The sequence below is a fragment of the Streptomyces ferrugineus genome (assembly GCF_015160855.1).
Classification (GTDB): Bacteria; Actinomycetota; Actinomycetes; order Streptomycetales; family Streptomycetaceae; genus Streptomyces; species Streptomyces ferrugineus.
The window spans coordinates 7,774,637-7,792,950 of the sequence record NZ_CP063373.1; the positions used below are offsets into that span (position 1 = coordinate 7,774,637).

Sequence of the window (18,314 nt, forward strand, 5' to 3'; positions counted from 1 at the left end):
GTTTCCCCCGTGCTGTTCAGTAGGCGGACCAGCCGCGGCCGCTATGCCGCGCGTTGCCCCTGTCCCGTGTACCGCTCTGTGCCTGCCGGCGCTCTTCTTCCATCTCGGCGCGCTTCGCCTGGTACTCCCGCTCGCCCTCCGCGGCGAGCTGCATGCGCTCGGCTTCGGATAGCTGGCCCCATGCCTCACGGAAGGGACGGCCGCCCTCGATGAGCGCCTCGCCATAAGCGGGCACGGTCACCGCCTCGCGCAGACTGACGCGTCCGGAGAGCACCTCTTTGGCCATCTCCTTGAGTGTGTCGTTCGACGCGCCGTCGGCCAGCTTCTCCAAGGACTCCCGCAGTCTTCGCGCATCCACCGGATCCCGGGTGATGTCCTGGAACTCGCTGTCGTCCACACGCTGTGGAGTGTCGCGTTCTCCTCGACCCACGGAACGCTCCCTGTCCATTGCCGTCGATGTCAGCTGCTATCGGTGTCACCCGTTCGGGCAAGGCCACCCACACTAACCCCGACGCCCAGCAACCCCATAGGTGTCCACTGTCACAGCAGCGTCCCAAGACTGGGGCTGTTCTATCTGCCGAGGTCTCGGTGCTCGCACACCATGGAGTGGCCTGTGCACAGCCAGCCGCCGACCGACGGTTCGTTGAAATCGGTAATGCATTGGGCCCTAAAATCCATAGAGCGCAAAAGCGACGCAGGCCGACATCAACCGCCACCCACAACGTGACCTTCTTACCGGAGGGACGCCGCACCCGGGAGCGACGACTGAGTGTGCGATCGACCTCCGGCCCGAGCCGTCCGGCAAGCGGATCGCCCAAGAGTGCCGGGGAGGGCCGACCCCAACTACGGCGCCCCAGCGAGGACGATATCGGCGGACGCGGGCTACTGCTGGTGGAGGCGCTGGCCCATCACTGGGGCGTGCGGGGACGCGAGGGCGGCATTGGGAAAACGGTGTGGGCGGAGATAGGGTCAAGCTGCGGGGAGATTGGCGAACGGTCCGCGCAGTCGACGGGGAGCATTCAACCTCGGGCGGGTTCGTTATGGTGCTGTGGCTGGAGCACGGCCCCGTGGTGCGGGTGGATGCCGCCGAGCCGCTGATCGTACAGAATGCAGGGCGACAGGATCAGGGCAGTTCCGCGCGAAACGGTGCAACCTGAGATGCCTACCGACACCAACGACAACCGTAAGCGCCCCTGCCGGGCGGGGCGCAAAGCCCGGTCCTCACGGCTGCCTGCAACTCGACTGTGCCACCGCCAGACTGGTGTGGGTTCGTTCGTGAGTGCCACACCCTGCTCGTGATTACAGCCGTTCTCCGGACACGGTCCGGCCCCCGCGGCCACGGACATCCACTACGGCCGGAGATCCGCTGCCCGGGAAGGGTTCGCGCTCGGTGGGATCCTCCTCCACGTTGCCTTGGCCAGCCAGAAGGGGTCGTACTGCAGCCTCGCCCTCCTTACTGTGACGGCTTCGTGTCCATCACATAGGAACCCGCCAACAGCGCCGAGGCCAGGGGGCCAGCAATCCCTACTGTCCAGCGCCACCCCGATGAAACATCAAACGTCATCAACCCTGCGCCAGCAATGATCAGCGCCAGAAGACCCAATGTCAGGGGACTCACGTAGAGCGACCACTTGGAGTGCGGATCCCAAGTGCGCAGCTTTCGCCCTTCCTCCGCTTCACCGCTCAATTTGTGAACCGGAATCCCACCATCGGCCAGCAACCGCCCCTCGTCCACGGTGAGCATTCCATGCATCACCCAGTCCTGATCAGAAATCAGAACCGCAGGGGTTACACGAGGCGAGAACCGCATACCACCCGTACCACGGCGACCGTCCCAACACAGCCAGACCTGCTCACCTTTCATCGAATCAGGCATATCCCGCTCTGTGATACTCACGAGAAAGTGCACATTACCGACGGCCGTCTCGACGACCAGGCTCTGCGACTTCGAAGCACTCTTTCCTGGCTCACTTGGAGTATGATGGAATTGCGCAACTCGAAGGATCCTTCCCCGAATAGCACTATCACTGCTCCGCAAACGAGAGAAGGAGCGGAATCCTCGCTCTATATAGCCCAACACCACTATGACGCAAAGCCCAATGCCCCATCCAGTAAGGAGAAGCCAGACCAAGCGAACTGGCAACGCCGCTCCGCGCAGTTCGTCTTCTAGATCGTCCTTGTCTCCGGCCACTGCCCCCAGCTGCGGTTGTGTGGAAGCATAGAGTACTGACACTCGATCCCCAGATGTCAATCGATCAGGGGATTTCGTAGTCACCGTCGCTGGTACTGGCTCCCCACCCTTCGCATCCGGGAGCTCAACAACAGTCTTCGCCGTGTAGTACGACTTGCCCCTACTCGGATTGTGGAAACGGACGTCACTGACTTTTGCGACCTGAACTTTCGCGAACACAGCCCCGGCCGAATGAATCTGCTCCACCAAGGCGGGCCTCTGTGGTGATCCCCATGCCATGGAGATCAGCCCCACAAGAATACTCCAGACACCGACAACGCCCGCGAAAGAACGCCACAGTTGTTGCCGCCTTGAGGGGATCCGCCGAGGAATGGGCGTCAACTCGGAATTTGACCAACCTCGTTCTGCATCCTGAGTGGTGCCGGTGAACTCAGCTGCTGCCACCGCATGGAAGGGCTGCCGACCACCGAGTTTTCGCTGATGCAGAGCGATCCCGACGACGCTGAGCATGGCGCAGGCAAGAGCAACAAGGATCGCCGGGCGTCGCAGAGTTGGCTCAGAACTGAAGAACCAGAGCGCGAATGTTACAGCGCCGGACAAGAAACCGAGCCGGGCAGACCAACGGCCGACCTTCTCAGTGGCCTTGAAGTCTGCAGGAGTAATCGTTTCGCGGTTCACCCAAAGTCCTCGCGAATCCGGTCCGTTGCCGTCTTGCGGTCGCCCTCAACGCCCCGCTCGGCAGCCTTCTGAGCCCCTTCCGCGCTCTTGTCCACGCCGTCGAACCCGTCCTTCGCCGTGTTCGCGGAAACGCCTCCCGCTACGGGAATGGAGGCACCGAAGGCGCCGTCGACTGCGGTTTGCTGGTGCTCCGGTCGATCCCCGCTGTAGGAGAAATCGTTCTCGTTTCTCAGGCCTCGAGCCATATCGTCGAGACCCCTGTCAACCGCCCTTGCCCCACCGCCCAGTCCGCCGGCGGCCCCTCCAGCGATGCCGGTGACAGCGCTCTGCCTGATGTCGTAGTCCTCGCCCTTGCGTAGGGAGTCCAGATAGTCTCCCGACATCCCTCCAGCCGCTCCGCCGGCCATCCCGCTGAGGATCTCCTTGCCGCCCAGTGCGGTCACGGCCTTGCCAGCGGCGGTCCCGACGGTTGCGCCGGCCGCGCCTCCGATCATGTTGGTTCCGACTTCCCAGCCCTTGCCGCTGAGTTGGCTGGTAATCATGCCTCCGGCGGTGCCACCAGCCCAGTTCAGCAATCCCTCGGCGAGAAGTTTCCCTCCCTTTCCGGAGTTGTACAGGGTCCGGAAAATGTTGGCGATCGTCCGTAGGAGCTTCCCCAGTCGGCCTGCGGCGTCGAGCGCCCTTGTAACCAACATGGTGACTCGTGCTGTACCGACCGCTGCCGACACACCCAGCGTGAGGAACGACATACCTACCGAGACCCCGATGGAGATCCCGATCTCCGTGTAAATGTCGTGGATCTCTTTGTTGACTTCGTCGATACAGTCGGCAGCGTTCTCGAGGCCCTTGGCGGCTTCATCGAAGTCGTCCGTCGTGCTCAGCACGGCAGCGGCGAACTCGTCCCAATGAGCCTGGAAGGCATTGGCTGCCTCACCACGCCACGTGTGTCCGACGGTGGCCTTGACATCCTTGTCCAGGCCCTTGACCAGACCTTCGACCTCGGTTTTCAGCTGCCGCCACGCCTTGGCTGCGGCCTTCAACTCATCCGGACGACCTCCTGGATTGATGACCTCAATGCCGAGTTCGATGATCTCTTCGGCAACGGACTCGTTCCCGCTCACCGGCCACCGTCCGAATGCTTCCCGAAGAGGGCCGCGAGGTCATCGTCGGTGACTTCGGTGTCCCTGTTCACCTTTCGCAAAGCGTCGGCAATCCTGTCCAAGTGCTCATGCACCACCTTCATGGCGCTGGCAACGTCCGCGGAGTATGAGATGTATGCCGATGTAACCTCCTCCGACTCCGTCAGGACGCCGAAGCCATCAGTGAGCTTCTTCAGCGTTGCCGCTCCAGGGTGAGGATGGCTTTGGCGATTGACGTCATGCGGTTCGGACTGCATCGGGATCTGCGGAAGATGCGCCAGGCTTTGAGGCGTGCGACGCCGCGTTCGACCGGTGCACGTGCCGCGGCCAGGGCCCGGTTGATGGTCTTCTCGGTGAGAGTGAGTTCCCGCAGTGGCCTGCGCTTGATGCCCGTGGTCACCCAGGGGCCGCCGCCCTGGTAGGCGAGGTCGGCGAGGACAGGGACGCCTTGGCGCTCGCAGATGCGGATGATGCGGTGGGTGCGGGCAGCGGTCAGGTCGTGGGCTCGGCCGGGCAGTGCGGGTGAGAGCCATAGCAGCCGACCGCCCGGATCGGTGACCACCTGCACGTTCACTCCGTGCCGGCGGTGCTTGTGGGAGTAGTCAGCTCGTCCGTCGCCGACGCGGTCGCACTCGGCGAGCGTGCCGTCCAGCAGGACGAAGTCCGCATCGGTCTCGCGCAGGACTTTCAGCAGACCCGGTGCGCGTTCGGCGAGCAGGTGGATGACCGAGCTGGTGTAGGCGTGGGCGGTGGACTCGCTGATCCCGAACCCGGCAGCGATCTTTGCCAGGGTGGTGTGTTCGCGCAGGTACACCAGTGCCACCATCGCGCGCTGGGACGGACGGAGCTTGCATCGCCGGTCGCCCTCACGGGTGACGACGAGCATGGTCACCCACTCCACGAGTGCATGGGGCAGGTCGAGTGCGGCAGGATAGATGACCAACGAGGCCCCCGAGCAGCGTGGTTGAGACGTCAGACATCTCGATCAACAGCTCGGGGGCCTCGCTCGTTGCGCTTCGTCGGCGGTCGCCTGATCGGAGGCCAACTCGAAGAAGCTCAGTGATCGCTTCCTCCCCTGTCTCCTCCTCGAACTTCTTGAGATAGGCCCGCAGGTCGTATGCCTGCATCTCGAACTTGCGGGCCAGGCTCCTGCCCGCTCCGGGTTCGTAATACGAGGTTTCGTCGTCAGCCACTAAGTGTCCTAGTTTTGGTGGTTCACATACTGCGGGCCGAACTGGGTGGGGATGGCCCCTGCCAGATCAATGCGGGCGGAAGAGCGTTGAGCGTCGGAGAGGAAACCAGAGCGTACAGTCCCGTCTGGAATGAGGGATAAAGAGCTACTGGCCATGCTGCGGAGGTTGCTGAGCATAGGGATTGGGGTGCTGGGGCGACTGTCCGGAAGGAGTGGGATACGCCTGATTGGGAGTTGAGGGATACGGCTGCTGGGAATTTGGATAAACCAGCGGCTGGGGCGAGTACCCCATGTTCTGGAAGTGAGCTCCGGCACCGGTGTTGCGGTTGCGGCGGCTGCGCAGTACTACGAGGACGACAACGACGCCGATTGCAGCCCCAAGGCCGATAACTCCAACCACAAGGACGACGAGGCCCATTGAGGAGGTTCCCTTCTCATTCTTAGCATCCAGTTCACTGCCGAATTGCGAGTACGACGAGGCAGAGCAACGGGGTCATCGCGCGGCAGTTCTGAGTTCACAGCCTGTCCGTGAAGACCGAATATCCCTACTGCCCTTGGTGCGGGGGCTGTTGGGCGTAGGGGTTCGGGTGCTGCGGGGACTGTCCCGGAGGCGTGGGATAGCCCTGGTTGGGGGCGGAGTTGGGGTAGGGCTGCTGGGCAGGTGGGTACGTGGGGTGCTGAGGGCTTCCGCCGCCGGGGCCGGAGCCACCGTTACCGCCGTTACGACGACTGCGAATTACCACGAAGGCAATCGCACCGATGACAACAACGACTGCGATACCGCCGGCAAGGACGAGGAAGCTGCCGGAGGAGAACCTCTTCTTGGCCTTAGCCGAAGAGCCCGTTCCCTTAGATGACTGGCTAGAAGTCGAACTGGACGACGACATCTGCCCGAGAGGGTTCTTCTTGGGACCGGCCGGGATGTTCATCGTGAGGGCCTTGTTGGGGCGGAGGATGCCGTAGCCGTATTCGTCATCAGGGGCCTTCAAACCTTTGTGATCAAGGAATGAAGCTGACTTGATGAGGCGGTTGATCACCTGGCCTGCGGTGAGGTCAGGGTACTTGGCCCGGACAAGGGCTGCCGCGGCGGAAACATAAGCCGTGGCGTCCGAAGTTCCGTTGTCCAAGCTATATCCGTCGGATCGATTGGTGTTCGCAGAGACGATCTCAACGCCTGGAGCAACGAGGGTCAGCCCCTCTCCAGTATTGGATTTGTCCCAGAGGTTCCCTTCATTATCTACGGCGCCGACAGAGACCACACCCGGCAGGGCTGCCGGTTCATTAATGGAGACGCCTCCATCGTTACCCGCAGCCGCAACAACTACGACATCGTGTGCTTGGGCATACGCGATTGCCTCGCGGCCATTAGTGAGAGTCCTACTGCCTCTTCCTCCGCTGAGAGAAAGATTGATGACCTTCGCGCCGTGGTCCACGGCATATCGCACAGCCTCGGCCCAAGCGTCGTCCTCGAAATTATCATCCTTGTTTTGAAGAACGCGCAGCGGAAGAATTTTTGCTTTTGGCGCGAGCCCTACCATCCCCGCGTTGTTTCCCGCGCCATGGCCATGGCCAGCAATCAAGCTCGCCATGCCGGTGCCATGTCCGGCCACATCCTCCTGAGCGTTTCCCCCTCCGGTGAAGTCTTTCCCCTGGAGGACTTGACCAGTCAGATCAGGGTGACTGCCATCGACACCTGAATCGACGACGGCAACAGTGACTCCCTCACCCTGAGTCAACGCCCAAGTTGCATCCATCTTGTAGGCATCCAAGACCCACTGCTGGTCCCGAACGTAATCGGCCGAGGCAGTCGGTGCTGAAGTGAGGAGCAAGGCTCCTGTCAACGCCACAACACCCGTCGTGGACCAGACTCGCTTGGCACCCATGTTCCTTGCTCCTCACTCAACAACGGCTGGTTCCGCCAGCCTTCATACGGGCGAGCCGCACGGAGGTCCCCCTGCGGCTCGCTCAGGTGCGCCAAGCGATGTTGCGCGCGGCACGTTGCAGTTATGGTCTTCCTGCGAGATCCAGGTCTCCTCGTTCTCGACCAGGTAGTCGGGACGCTCGCCCCGTTCCCCTCTTCACCACGACGCTTGTTGCCGCCGCGGCCCATGCCGCCGGCGCCCATCATGCCGCCGCGCTGCGAACCACCGCGGCTGCCGTGAAGGCCCGCGCCGCCACCGGCGCCCTTGCCGACCCGGCCTCCGGTACCGCGGGCAGCTCCGGAGCCCCCCATGCAGCCGAGCCGTCCACCGCCAGCGCCCGGCACACCGAGTCCGCCGCCCCCCCCATGCCGAGGCCTCCGCCACCACTGGGAACCATCCCGCCGAGGCCAGTTCCACCACCGGGTCCGGTCCCGCCCCCTGTAGGGGACTACCCAGTCGGCCCTCAGCGCCGGTACTGAGCGAACTGGTTCCGGGCGGATTCACTGACGGCCAGCTCACGACTGGCTGCTCATCCCATGCTCGGAACCGGGTCGAGGTGGCTCAATCGGACCGGGAACGCTTCCGGCATCCGGCTCCAGCCCTTACCGCCAAAGTGAACCGAGCACCACGAACCGTCGACGAATCCGATCTCGTGGTCGCCGCCCGCCACGTCGCTGCGGTCCCGGATCCAGCTCACGTTGCGAAGGTCCGTCGTCCATCCGACCTCGACCGGACCCGGCCTGCCAGTGAAGGAGCGAGCCTGGGACACGTACACCACCTGCAGACGGCGGTCGGTGACCTGCAGCATCACGGCCCTGCTGTTCTTGGTCCGCGGTACCACGGCAAGGGTCAGCTGGCCGGCCAGACTGTTCCAGCCGCCATGGAACGGCTTGCCCGGCTTCTTCGACTCACGCTCCGTGAACGCCTCGACGAGCGCCTCGATCGGGTTCCAGGTGATCTCGTAGAGCCTGGCGAACCAGAACACGGGGATCATCAACCAGCTCCCGAGTGTGCGCCGCTCGGATCGTAGAGCGCGCGGCCGGCGGAAGTAACCGGGCATCGGTGCTCGCGCGGCCAAGAAGACCCCGTGATCACCACGCAGCAGCTCACCCGCCGGCACCAACGCCCTTGCCCGGTCGACCGTCTCACGGCCACGGTCCGTCCTGCTCACCCGAAATCGTCCCTCACTGTCCTTGCCGCACTCGAAGGAGTGACGTCGGTACGCTCGTCGAGACGCTGCGGATCAGGGCGCTGGTGGTACTCGTAGCGTTCCTCGGCCACCCCCGGCCCATCCTCCAGGAGACTCTCTTGAACCGCACCGGCCGGATCTGCTCCCATCGCGTCCTTGACGACGCCCTTCACGCCCTTCTTGACGACCTTGTAGCCGACATACATGGCCAAATCATTGGGATTGCGCACAGTGACTTCATTGCCGAACTCGTCACGCTTCTTCGTGCCGCGAATAAAGCGCCCAAGGCCGCCTTTGAAGTGCTTGGGGCCCTTACGCAGTGCGTTCCGGAGCTTCATCATCTTGCGCAGCAGTTGCATGCGCTTCGCGATGTCCGACAGGGCGTCCGCCAGTTTCGCGGTGATCTTCACGCCTTTTGCCGCTTTGCTGGCGATGCCCGCAGCGGCAATGATCGGCCCGATGGCGGCTGCAGCACCTGCCGTCAGGAGCGAGAGGATTGCCGAAGTGGCGGCGGTCGCGAGCGCGATCTCCACGATCTCGACGATCAGGTCAAGCATCAACTGCTCGGCGGCCGCGCACTCCTGAGCAGCCATCTCGAGGAGTTCGGCCATGGTGTCCATGTCCGCGGCTTCGCCCTTGAGGGCTTCCTCGAACTCGGTCATCATGGCGTCGAACTTCGCGAACGCCTCGCCCTCCCACTGGGCTGCCAACGTACGACGTTCAAAGACCAGGTCCTCGGCCACTCCGCGCAAGTCATTGGCGGCCTTGCGCCACTGGATCGCGGTTTCGGTGAGGAGTTCGTTGTCTCCGCTGACCTGCTCCAGGAGCTCGTCCAGGTTGAACTGCTTGATGATGCCCCGGATGATCTCGTCAAGGACACCGGCGAGAGGGTTGCTCCAGTCCAGAACGAAGTTGATCCGACTCAGGGCGTCGCCGGCTGCCTGCCCCGCGCCCATCAGTGGCCCCCGCCCAGCATGCCCCGATTGTCCATCTCCGTACCGTCGTAGGCAGCCGCGGAATCCCTGAGCGCGTCGGCTATGGCATACAGCGTGTCGACGGCGTCGCCGAGGTCGTTGCCGGACTCCTTGCGCTGAGTGTCGTAGTCGGCCTTCAAGTCGTCCGATTGAGGCAGCTTCCCGAACGACTGCTGCGTGAGCTCCAGTTGCTTTGTACGGCTTCGGATGCCGTCAACCCGGCCAGCCGCAGCTTCCACCGCCTTCGCGTACTTGCGCAGGGCATCGCCCTCGACATTGAATCCCCCGCTCATAAGTCCCCTCATTGGTCGAGCGCTTGAATGGTGGCGGCCGATCCGCCAGCCACGATGAGATCTATTTCATCACGGAGTCGCGGCCGCTGCTACAGCGGCTCGGCACCATGACTCCTTGGCACACAAACAGTTCAAGCCAATCTCGCTGGATGTGAGGGGATAATCCGCCTCACATGGTGCCCTTCCAAGAAACGTGAACCCCTATTGACCCTGGTACGGGGGTTGCTGTGTGTAGGGATTTGGCTGCGGGTGCTGTGCAGGAGGAGCAGCGTAACCCTGATTTGGAGTGGTGGGATACGGGTGCTGCGAGATCGGGTACATAGGCTGCTGCCCTGGGTAGCCCATGTTCTGCGAGTAATCTCCGGCACCAAGCCCGACACGGGAGTAGCGGCGGCGCCACAGTACAGCAAAGATTACGACGGCGCCAATCACGGCTCCGAAGCCGATAACGCCAACCACAAGGACGATAGCGCCCATTAGGGAAGATCCCTTCTCGTTCTTGGCATCTAGGTCACTGCAGAATTGCGAGTCCGACAAAACGGAGCAGCAGGGTCATTGCGTGGATCCCTGCACCGCGCCTCTTCAAAACGCGATTGTCATCGCGGTGCCCACGAAGCATGACCAAGAGACCCCGTGCGCACCGATCAGATCGAGTACTGTCAGACATAAAGATTTGCCAGACGCGATCGACCCAACGAGGAGCAGCCAGGGGACAACAACTGCAATCCCGAGCAAGATGGCCGGTGAAGTGGCTCGCCGTGTGCAAGGTCAGCTCAACGGCCGCGGTTTGGGAATTCAGGCCCGGCAGGCCCGAGTTCACAGCCTCCCCGAGAGGGAGTTGTACTTACTGCCCTTGGTGCGGAGGCTGTTGGGCGTAGGGGTTCGGGTGCTGCGGGGACTGTCCGGGAGGTGCGGGGTATCCCTGGTTGGGAGGCGTGTTGGGGTACTGCTGGTAGCCCGTGGGTGGCTGGGGCGGGTAACCCGTGCCGTGGGGAGGGGTTCCGCCGCCGGATCCAGGGCCTCCGTTGCCTCCGTTGCGGCGGCTGCGGAGTACCGCGAAGAGGATGCCGCCGATTACCAGCACTGCGGCTGCGATGCCGGCGATGAGGAGGGTGCTACCCGAGGAGGACTTCTTCTTTTTCTTGGCCTGGCTTGTGCTGTCGTTGTCGTCGGGCGCGGCGCCTGAGTTCGTGGACGTGGACGGCGAGGACTGGGCGAGGGGGCCCTGCTTGGGACCCTTGGGGATGTCCATCGTGAGCGCCGAGTACGGGCGGATCAGACCGTAGCCATACTCCTCGTCGGGCACCTTCTTGACGTCGCGGTCGAGGAACGTGGCTGACTTGATCAGGCGGTTGATGACCTGGCCTGCGGTGAGGTCTGGGTACTTGGCGCGGACCAGGGCAGCCGTTGCAGAAACATAAGCAGTGGCATCGGAGACTCCACTACCCTCAGCATAGCCGCTCGAATGGCTGGTATCCGCTCTGGCGATGTTTACTCCGGGAGCAGTCAGTGTCACGCCGGGACCGTAGTTCGAATTCCCCCAAACCTTTAGCGACTCATCAACAGCACCTACCGCTACGACGCCTGGGAGCTTGGCAGGGTACTCCAGACCTTCGCTTCCATCATTCCCTGTGCCTGACACAACAACCACATCGCGCTGCAATGCATACTCAATTGCTGCCGCACCCTCAGAATCGGGGTGAGCTAGAGAATCAGCAAATGAAAGATTAATTACTTTTGCGCCGCGATCAACTGCATAGCGAACTCCTTCTGCCCACTGATCGTCATCGTAATCGTCACGAACGGCAGCCTTGATGGGAAGAATCTTGGCTTTGGGGGCGAGACCAACCACACCTGAGGAATTATTCACCCCATGCCCATGGCCCGCGATTAGACTCGCCATGCCGGTACCATGACCATCGGTATCGTCTTGTGGATCACCACCACCCCCGGTGACGTCCTTCCCTTTTAGGACCTGCCCGACCAAATCAGGGTGAGTACCGTCCACTCCCGTGTCGACGACGGCTACTGTGACCCCTTGCCCCTGAGATTCTTTCCAAACCTTCTCGAAGTTAATAACGTCGATGACCCACTGTTTGTCGCGAATATAGTCCGCTGAGGCAGTAGGAGCTGAAGTGAGGAGCAAGGCTCCAGTCAACGCCACGACGCCCGTTGTGGACCAGGCTCGTTTGAAACCCAATTCCTTGCTCCTCACTCAGCTCTGGCCGGGTACACCAGCCCTATTCTAAATGGGCAGTCGACGGTTTACGCCCAGCCCACTTGCCTGCCTACTCGATGGTCCGAGGTACGTTGCGGTTGCGGTCTTCCTCGGAGATCCAGGTCTCCTCATCCTCGACCAGGTAGTCGGGACGGTCGCCCCTGTTGTTCTCGTCCTCCGGTCGTCGGCCGTTGCGGCTGCCCATGCCTCCGGCCATTCCACCCGCCATGGCACCACGCTGGGTTCCGCCGCGGCTGCCATGCAGGCCCGCACCGCCGCCGGCACCCTTGCCAGAGACTCCCTTGGCTGCGCCGACAACGCCGCCACGGGACTTCGCGAGGGCCCCACGGCTGCCGGCACCGGCACCGGCTCGGCCAGCCGCACCAGCCCCGGCGCCACCCATCGCTCCCATACCAGCCCGGCCTCCTGCGCCGCGCCCCGCTGCCGTTCCACCACCAGCCAAGCCGCCACGAACGCCCCCGGGCCCGATGCCGCCGCGTGCGGCCGCGCCTCGTCCGAGGCCAGCCCCTCCGCCAGGAGCCACGACGCCCGGGCTCTGTGTGCCACTGGCACCGAGGCCACCACCTCCGCCGCTGATGCCGCCGGCAGCGCTCGTGCTAGGGCCGGTGCCAGTCAGTCCGGGCGAGATGCTGTCCACCTTCGTTCGAGCTGCCGGGAGTTGAGAACCTCCCGTGATACCGGCATCGCGGGGCACCGTAGGACCTGGCTTGATGCTGGACGTCGATCCTGCGCTCCAAGGCTTATTGGCCGCGCGAGCTGTACCCGGTCCTCCCGCCGCAGCGCTTGGCAGCGCGATTGGAGCAGGCATCGTCACATCGCTATTGGGGGGCGCGATGCCCTTCTCTTGATCTCGACTCCCGTTGGCCCTGAGGTTCTTCGTGTAGACCTGGTAGTTGGTCGCCAGCCTCTCCATCACCGCAACGGCCTGGAGCTTTCGCTCCATGCCCAGCGACAGGTTCTTCTCGTTCGCCTCGGCCACGGCGTCGGCGCTGGCACCCGTAGCCAAGTCCCTCTTCATCTGGGCGTCATCCCGGCCGCTGTCATTGAGCTTGTCACCCGCGCTCTCAAGCCTCGACGGTTCCTCGATGGGCTCCATCTCGGCAATGGCAGCGTCGAGGTCCTTGCTGATCGCAAAGAGCTGCTCCGCCGTGAAGTTGGCGTACGCGGCACCGTTCCGGATTTGGGCACCGACTTCGTCCGCCCTGCGCTTGAAGGCTTCGGCTGCCGCACCTTCCCAGTGTTCGAGGACGTTGTCGACAGCCGTCTGGAGTGTCCCGGCGATACTGGTCTTGGACGGTGCTGTGTCCACCGCACCGGTCTTGCCGTCTCCTTCGCCGCCGGAAAGAAGCTGGTGGACGCTCTTCCAGTGATCTCCAGCCACGGAGATTTTCCCGGGGTTGGAGTTCATGATCATCTTGCGAAGGCCATTGACCGAGTACTGCATGAAGTCCGTCTTGAAGGCGCCGCGATCGATGCCTTTGCCATTGCGTGCGACCGTGTCGGACTCAATACGCCGGTCGTGGTCCCTTTGCTGACCTGCCGCCCGTTCCTGCTGCTCCCGGGCCGTCCGGCCCTCCACGTTATCTACATTGTCCCCGGCCATGCCCTACTCCCCTCGTCAATGCTTTCCGGAACCCGTCCGCTAGACCATCGCGTCATTCGTGGAACCACCCGAGCCGCCCACGCTGCGCTTGATCTCGTGCTCCTCGTCGTTGTACCTGTCCCGGACCTTCGAGGTTTTCGTGCTGAAGTCGTCGATCAACTCGTGGAGCTTCTTGATCATCTCCTCGATCTTGATCTTCATTTCGCTCTCAGCCGCTTTCAGGTCCTGGGCTTCCAGGAATCGACAAGAACCATCTGAAACCTGGCCGAAGGCATCCTCCGGGATGTGCGTGTCGTACTTCGAACTGTTCCCGGCCTTATCCATGTCATCCAGCAGCCGCCAGAGCCTCCGGATGACCTCATCCAGCGCGCTCAGATCAACCCGCATCCCGTTACTCATACCCCGTTGTCCTCTCCCCTGTTTCTCAAGTTGTCAGCACCCGCTCGGTGCCCGTGCCAAGTCATCGTCCACGTCCAGCCCCGTACGACGTAGCAGCCCGACCGGACTCCGCGGCCCGCCGGCTACGCCAGTCCCGCACAGCCACCCCGCTCCCCGCAACCACGAGCGCGAGCACAAGTCCCGTACCCAGCACATAAATAGCTACCCGGCGCTCCCGCTCCGCCTCGCTCTCCCCCATGGTCACGGCCATCGGGACGACACCCCCCGCCCCGGCCGCAACCGGCGGATCCGGCTCCGGAGAAGTCCCCGGCGTGGAGTCGTCCGACAGCGCGGCAACCGGATCCACGACACCCCACCCGATGAACCGGTTGGGCCCCCGCCCCGGCCGCTGAGCCGTTTCCTCGATGCGTGTGGCGATCTGGGCCGCGGTCCAGTCCGGGTTCTTCTCCTTCAGCAGGGCCGCGACTCCCGCCACGTACGGCGCCGCGAAGCTCGTGCCGTCGGCCGTGCACTGGCCGCCCTGCGGGACCGTCGAGACCATGCCGACCCCCGGTGCGGCGACGTCCACGAAGTCGCCGGACTGGGAGAAGAAGGCGCGCTCGTCGTTGCGGTCGGAGGCGGCCACCGCCAGGACGCCGGGGTACGAGGCCGGGTAGGTGTTCGCGGACTTGCCGTCGGCTCCGTCGTTGCCGGCGGCCGCGATGATGAGGGCGCCTGCGTCCACGGCCGACTTCACCGCGCTCCGCAGGCCGGCGTTGTCTTCCTTGTTCGCGGTGTCGGAGGAGATGTTGATGATCTTCGCGCCGGCGGCCACCGCGGCGCTGATCGCCTGGGACATCGTCCCCGAGTTGCCCTGCTTCTCCTCGCCGCCCGTGTAGCGGTAGGAGAGGATCTCGGCCTCCGGCGCGATCCCCACGAAGCCCGTGCCCTTCAGCGGGCGGGCGGCGATGATGCCCGCCACCCGGGTGCCGTGGCCCTCGAGGTCGTCCGTGGCGGAGCCGCCGACGTAGGACTTGCCACCGTCCACCGCGCCACGCAGCTGCTTGTTGCTGTCGTCGACGCCCGTGTCGATCACCGCGACCTTGACGCCCTCGCCCTTCGCCTGCCCCCACAGCTGGTCCAAGAGGATCCGCTGGAGCGACCAGGGCGTGGACTTGATGACGTCGCCGCCGAAGACGCATTCCGAGGTGGCCGCAAGGCCGAAGTCCGGGCCGCCGGCGGAACCGGAGGAGTTCGCCACATGGGTGGGCGCCGCGTGCGTGGGCGCCGCGTGCGTGGGCGCCGCGTGCGTGGGCGCCGCCGACGCGGGCGGTGTCGCGGCAAGGCACACCCCGGTCACCGCGAGCACGCCGAAAACCCGCTGCAGTGCGCGGGTTCCACCAATGCGGCCGTTGCGGCTACGCGAGCGGGCTGTCCGGCCCTTCACGTTCAGGCCCCTCCTGTTCAGGCCCCCCAGGGCTTCATTGCTGCCTTGCTTCCTTCGAAGCTGGGTCATGTAGGTGTCACGGGTGTAGCGGTGAGTGTGAATGTTTGCGGGATTTGCTGTGCGCGGTTCCGAAGAGCGTGTGTACGGCCCCGAAGCAGAGCTCGGCCCAGCGGACGCCTTGGCGTCGGCTGGGCCGATTCTCTTCATCTCATACCCTCGGAGCGCCGACGGGCTCAGGCCCAGGTGTTGGCGTTGCTCTTCTCAGTGGCCTGGTAGTTGTCCGCGGCGTTCTGGAGCGCCGTCGAGATCTTCAGCAGGGTGGCGTGCAGGTCCGCGGCGGTCTGGTCCCACTCGCGCTGCTTGCGCTGGTAGCCCTCCTGCGCCTCGCCCTCCCAGGACTGGGCGACGCGCTTGACCGCGGCCTCGAGGTCGTCGAGCTGCTGCTTGATGCGGCCGGCGGTCGACTTCACGTCCGTGGACGCGTTGGTGATCGTTGCGTAATTGACGAGGATCGACATCGTCATTCCCTTTCAGGAAGATTCGAAGGAAAGTCGGTGGAAGTGCGGAAGGAGTACAGAAGTTCAGAGAGAGCTGAGGGGGCGTCGACGAGAGCGTCGGACCTCAGGCCCGAACAGTTCAGATCAGCCGAAGTCCGACATGATCTTGCTGATCTCCGAGTTCTGCTGCTCTTCCGACGCGGAGTAGTTGCTCCGCGTGGAGTCCACGGCTTCCTTGATGTCGTTGAGGATGTCGCTCATCCGCTTTGCGTCCGCGTTCCAGCGGTCCTGGAGCTGGCGGTACGACTGGGCCGCCTGGCCCTTCCAGCCGCCGGCGATCTGGTCGATCACTCCGTTGAGACGGCGGATCTCGCCCTGCAGCTGACCGTTCGCGGTGCTGATGTCGCTGGAGAGCTTGGTGAGTTCGTCCTCTGTTACCCGGAACTGGCCGGCCATGATGAACCTTCCCCCATGTCGTCGTTAGTCCGGGATACCTGAGCCGGTGCCCGGAGGAGCTTCGCACGCTTGAGCGCTGAAAACACTCTGCTGCAAACACTCTATCGTCAGCCTGTCACTCAACCACAGGCACGGCCAATCAGTTACACGGCTCACACACTTGGGCGATGAACCTGTGACCCGTGCGTCCGTCTTACTCTCAAGTGCCCGTGCCGGTACGCCCGTTGACCGGTCACTGGCTCTGCGGCTGTGACGCGCTCGTGGTGTTCAGAGTCGGACCCTTCGGGATGAACGTCGCCCACGTCTGCGGCACGATCGCGGGGTTCGACAGGTCCTCGTATCCGAGGCGCGTACGCGCCTTGTCCGTTTCGCTCGCCTCGCCCTGCGCCGTTCCGCCCTCCGACGAGGACGAGGACGAGCCGCCGCCCTCCGCCTCGCTGTCGTTGCTCGCCGGCAGCGAGTACCGCAGGCCCGTGTCGGTCAGCAGGTACACCGCGCCGCCGCCTCCGGCCGCACCCGTGACCTCCTGGAAGAGCAGGCCCGAGCCGGACGAGACGTAGGCGCTCAGGGAGTCGGTGATGACCTTCTTGGGGTAGTTCGTTCCGGCCCAGGCGGCTAGTTGCGGCTTCTTGTCCGGGCCGAAGCCGCCCTTGTAGACGCTGCACGAGGTGACGCCGGCCTCGCTGGACGTCGTGGCCGCGGCGTTGGCCTGCCGCGGGACGGACTCGGGCCAGCCGGTGTCGGCGTAGAAGCGCGTCGCCCCGCCCTTGTTGGCAGCGACGATCTGCGGGGTGCTCACCTTGATGGGGTTGACCCCGTCCCGCGCGAACAGCAGGTTGGCGACGAACGGCGTGACCGCGGCGACCTTGTCCTTGAGGACGACGTAGAACTGCTCGCCCTGGGCGTCCTGCGCCCTGAGCACCTGGCCCACCGTGGTCACGCCGGGGAGTCCCTGGACCTCGGTCGGTGAGTCCTCCTCCGGGACCGTCGGGAAGGTGATGTCCGTGCCCTTGTTGAGGGTGTTCAGCCACTCCTGGCTCACCGGCTGCGGCACGGCCGTGGTGCTGCTGCCGATGACGGCGGAGCGCAGCTGCTCCATGGCGACGTCGTCGAGGCCCGAGTCGCCGCCCAGCTGGAAGCGGGTGCCCCGGCCGTCCACCAGGTACCGCTTCTCGGTCCTGGTGTCCTCGACGTACAGGGCCTCACGGGAGTCGACCTTCCCGGAGTTCGTCACCGACTTGGCGTCGTCGGCGTCGAACACGAAGACGGCGCGGTCGATGGCGCTCTGCGAGCCCGAGGCCGGGCGCTCGCACACCGCCCAGGTCTTCGCCTTCTCCGCGTCCTCCTTGGAGGGCAGGCGGTCGGGGGCGTAGGGGATGCCGATCGTCGCGCCGTGCCGGATGCCGCTCTTGTCGATCTCCTTGCCGGGGACCTCGAGGACGCTGCCCTTGCCCTTGTCGAGCAGCAGCTTGGCGGAGGCGTAGTTGAGGACGGGGTGGAGGACCTTCTCCACCTTGCTGTCCTTCGGGTTCGGGTCGAGGACGACGTAGCGGGTCGTGGAGTCGCTGTCCACGATGATGTGCTCGCCCGGGGTGTCCCAGCCCTTGGGTGCGGTGGGCTTGATGACGCCCCACGCGATGAAGCCGATCACCAGCACCACGCCCACCGCGAGGCTGGGCATCACCGTACGGACCGGACGCGGCGCGCCTTCCTCCGAGCCGCCGGGCGACGGCGCGAGGAACGCCGCGACGGTGCGCTTGCGAGCGAAGGTGTAGGCGGCGAGCTCGTCCCGACGCTGCTTTGCCATGGTCCCCGTTTCTCCCGTTTGTCATGCTCAATCGCGATTGCGACGCTACATCCGCGCTTCGACCGTGCACCAAGGGCCACTTCGGCCGCGCAGGCATCAACCTGGCACCTACTATGCCCTGCGCCACGCGAAGGCGATTCATCAGGTGCGCGGCCGCCCCCGCATCTTCACAGAGCTTCACGACAGCGCTCCACCACGTGGGCCCCGTCCGTGAAAGGCTGGTCACCTGGGGTTTCGGTGTCCCCTGTGTCGCCTCGCGTTCCGCAGCGGGTACCGTGAGCCACTCGCATTGACGGTGACTGACGATGT

The 18,314-nt window shown here is 64.2% G+C and carries 15 protein-coding genes; all 15 read right to left on the reverse strand.

The features are described 5' to 3' along the window. Window positions 1-16: 16 nt before the first annotated feature. Window positions 17-397, reverse strand: a complete 381-nt coding sequence (locus tag IM697_RS34660; protein WP_228044293.1) for a hypothetical protein — start codon at window positions 395-397, stop codon at window positions 17-19. Between the two features lie 1,056 nt (window positions 398-1,453). Beyond that, a complete protein-coding gene (locus IM697_RS34665; protein ID WP_194040034.1) occupies window positions 1,454-2,869 on the reverse strand; it encodes a hypothetical protein in 1,416 nt (471 codons plus the stop codon). Beyond that, entirely contained in the window at window positions 2,866-3,990 is a 1,125-nt protein-coding gene (locus IM697_RS34670; protein ID WP_194040035.1) for a WXG100 family type VII secretion target, read from the reverse strand. The genes IM697_RS34665 and IM697_RS34670 overlap by 4 nt, the downstream gene beginning before the upstream one ends. Window positions 3,991-4,201: 211 nt before the next feature. Then, window positions 4,202-4,951, reverse strand: a complete 750-nt coding sequence (locus tag IM697_RS34675; RefSeq protein ID WP_194038166.1) for a transposase family protein — start codon at window positions 4,949-4,951, stop codon at window positions 4,202-4,204. A 794-nt stretch (window positions 4,952-5,745) separates the two neighbouring features. Beyond that, on the reverse strand, window positions 5,746-7,083 hold the full coding sequence (gene mycP / locus IM697_RS34680; protein ID WP_194040036.1) for a type VII secretion-associated serine protease mycosin: 1,338 nt from the start codon (window positions 7,081-7,083) through the stop codon (window positions 5,746-5,748). A 568-nt stretch (window positions 7,084-7,651) separates the two neighbouring features. Beyond that, the gene (locus IM697_RS34685; protein WP_194040037.1) at window positions 7,652-8,242 is read right to left on the reverse strand and encodes a hypothetical protein; all 591 of its coding nucleotides are present in this window, start codon (window positions 8,240-8,242) and stop codon (window positions 7,652-7,654) included. 47 nt (window positions 8,243-8,289) lie between these two features. Next, window positions 8,290-9,267, reverse strand: a complete 978-nt coding sequence (locus IM697_RS34690) for a WXG100 family type VII secretion target (protein WP_194040038.1) — start codon at window positions 9,265-9,267, stop codon at window positions 8,290-8,292. After that, the gene (locus IM697_RS34695) at window positions 9,267-9,578 is read right to left on the reverse strand and encodes a type VII secretion target (protein WP_194040039.1); all 312 of its coding nucleotides are present in this window, start codon (window positions 9,576-9,578) and stop codon (window positions 9,267-9,269) included. The genes IM697_RS34690 and IM697_RS34695 overlap by 1 nt, the downstream gene beginning before the upstream one ends. 844 nt (window positions 9,579-10,422) lie before the next feature. Then, complete coding sequence (gene mycP, locus IM697_RS34700; RefSeq protein WP_228044294.1) at window positions 10,423-11,742, reverse strand: type VII secretion-associated serine protease mycosin; 1,320 nt, start codon at window positions 11,740-11,742, stop codon at window positions 10,423-10,425. A gap of 124 nt (window positions 11,743-11,866) precedes the next feature. Further along, window positions 11,867-13,420: a hypothetical protein gene (locus tag IM697_RS34705; RefSeq protein WP_194040041.1), complete on the reverse strand. Its 1,554-nt coding sequence runs from the start codon at window positions 13,418-13,420 to the stop codon at window positions 11,867-11,869. A 39-nt stretch (window positions 13,421-13,459) separates the two neighbouring features. Further along, a complete protein-coding gene (locus IM697_RS34710) occupies window positions 13,460-13,819 on the reverse strand; it encodes a hypothetical protein (RefSeq protein ID WP_194040042.1) in 360 nt (119 codons plus the stop codon). 61 nt (window positions 13,820-13,880) lie between these two features. Beyond that, on the reverse strand, window positions 13,881-15,167 hold the full coding sequence (gene mycP, locus IM697_RS34715; RefSeq protein ID WP_228044295.1) for a type VII secretion-associated serine protease mycosin: 1,287 nt from the start codon (window positions 15,165-15,167) through the stop codon (window positions 13,881-13,883). 311 nt (window positions 15,168-15,478) lie between these two features. After that, window positions 15,479-15,769, reverse strand: coding sequence for a WXG100 family type VII secretion target (locus IM697_RS34720; protein ID WP_194040044.1), 291 nt, complete (start codon window positions 15,767-15,769; stop codon window positions 15,479-15,481). Window positions 15,770-15,886: 117 nt separating this feature from the next. Beyond that, window positions 15,887-16,198: a WXG100 family type VII secretion target gene (locus IM697_RS34725; RefSeq protein WP_194040045.1), complete on the reverse strand. Its 312-nt coding sequence runs from the start codon at window positions 16,196-16,198 to the stop codon at window positions 15,887-15,889. Window positions 16,199-16,430: 232 nt separating this feature from the next. Then, window positions 16,431-18,005, reverse strand: a complete 1,575-nt coding sequence (gene eccB, locus IM697_RS34730) for a type VII secretion protein EccB (protein WP_194040046.1) — start codon at window positions 18,003-18,005, stop codon at window positions 16,431-16,433. Between the last annotated feature and the right edge of the window lie 309 nt (window positions 18,006-18,314).

Bases quoted from the DNA above. Each gene is read 5' to 3' on its own strand.
- mycP (WP_194040036.1), bottom strand. From the start codon at position 7,083: ATGGGTGCCAAGCGAGTCTGGTCCACGACGGGTGTTGTGGCGTTGACA.
- IM697_RS34690 (WP_194040038.1), bottom strand. From the start codon at position 9,267: ATGGGCGCGGGGCAGGCAGCCGGCGACGCCCTGAGTCGGATCAACTTC.
- IM697_RS34695 (WP_194040039.1), bottom strand. From the start codon at position 9,578: ATGAGCGGGGGATTCAATGTCGAGGGCGATGCCCTGCGCAAGTACGCG.
- IM697_RS34705 (WP_194040041.1), bottom strand. From the start codon at position 13,420: ATGGCCGGGGACAATGTAGATAACGTGGAGGGCCGGACGGCCCGGGAG.
- IM697_RS34710 (WP_194040042.1), bottom strand. From the start codon at position 13,819: ATGAGTAACGGGATGCGGGTTGATCTGAGCGCGCTGGATGAGGTCATC.
- IM697_RS34720 (WP_194040044.1), bottom strand. From the start codon at position 15,769: ATGACGATGTCGATCCTCGTCAATTACGCAACGATCACCAACGCGTCC.
- IM697_RS34725 (WP_194040045.1), bottom strand. From the start codon at position 16,198: ATGGCCGGCCAGTTCCGGGTAACAGAGGACGAACTCACCAAGCTCTCC.
- eccB (WP_194040046.1), bottom strand. From the start codon at position 18,005: ATGGCAAAGCAGCGTCGGGACGAGCTCGCCGCCTACACCTTCGCTCGC.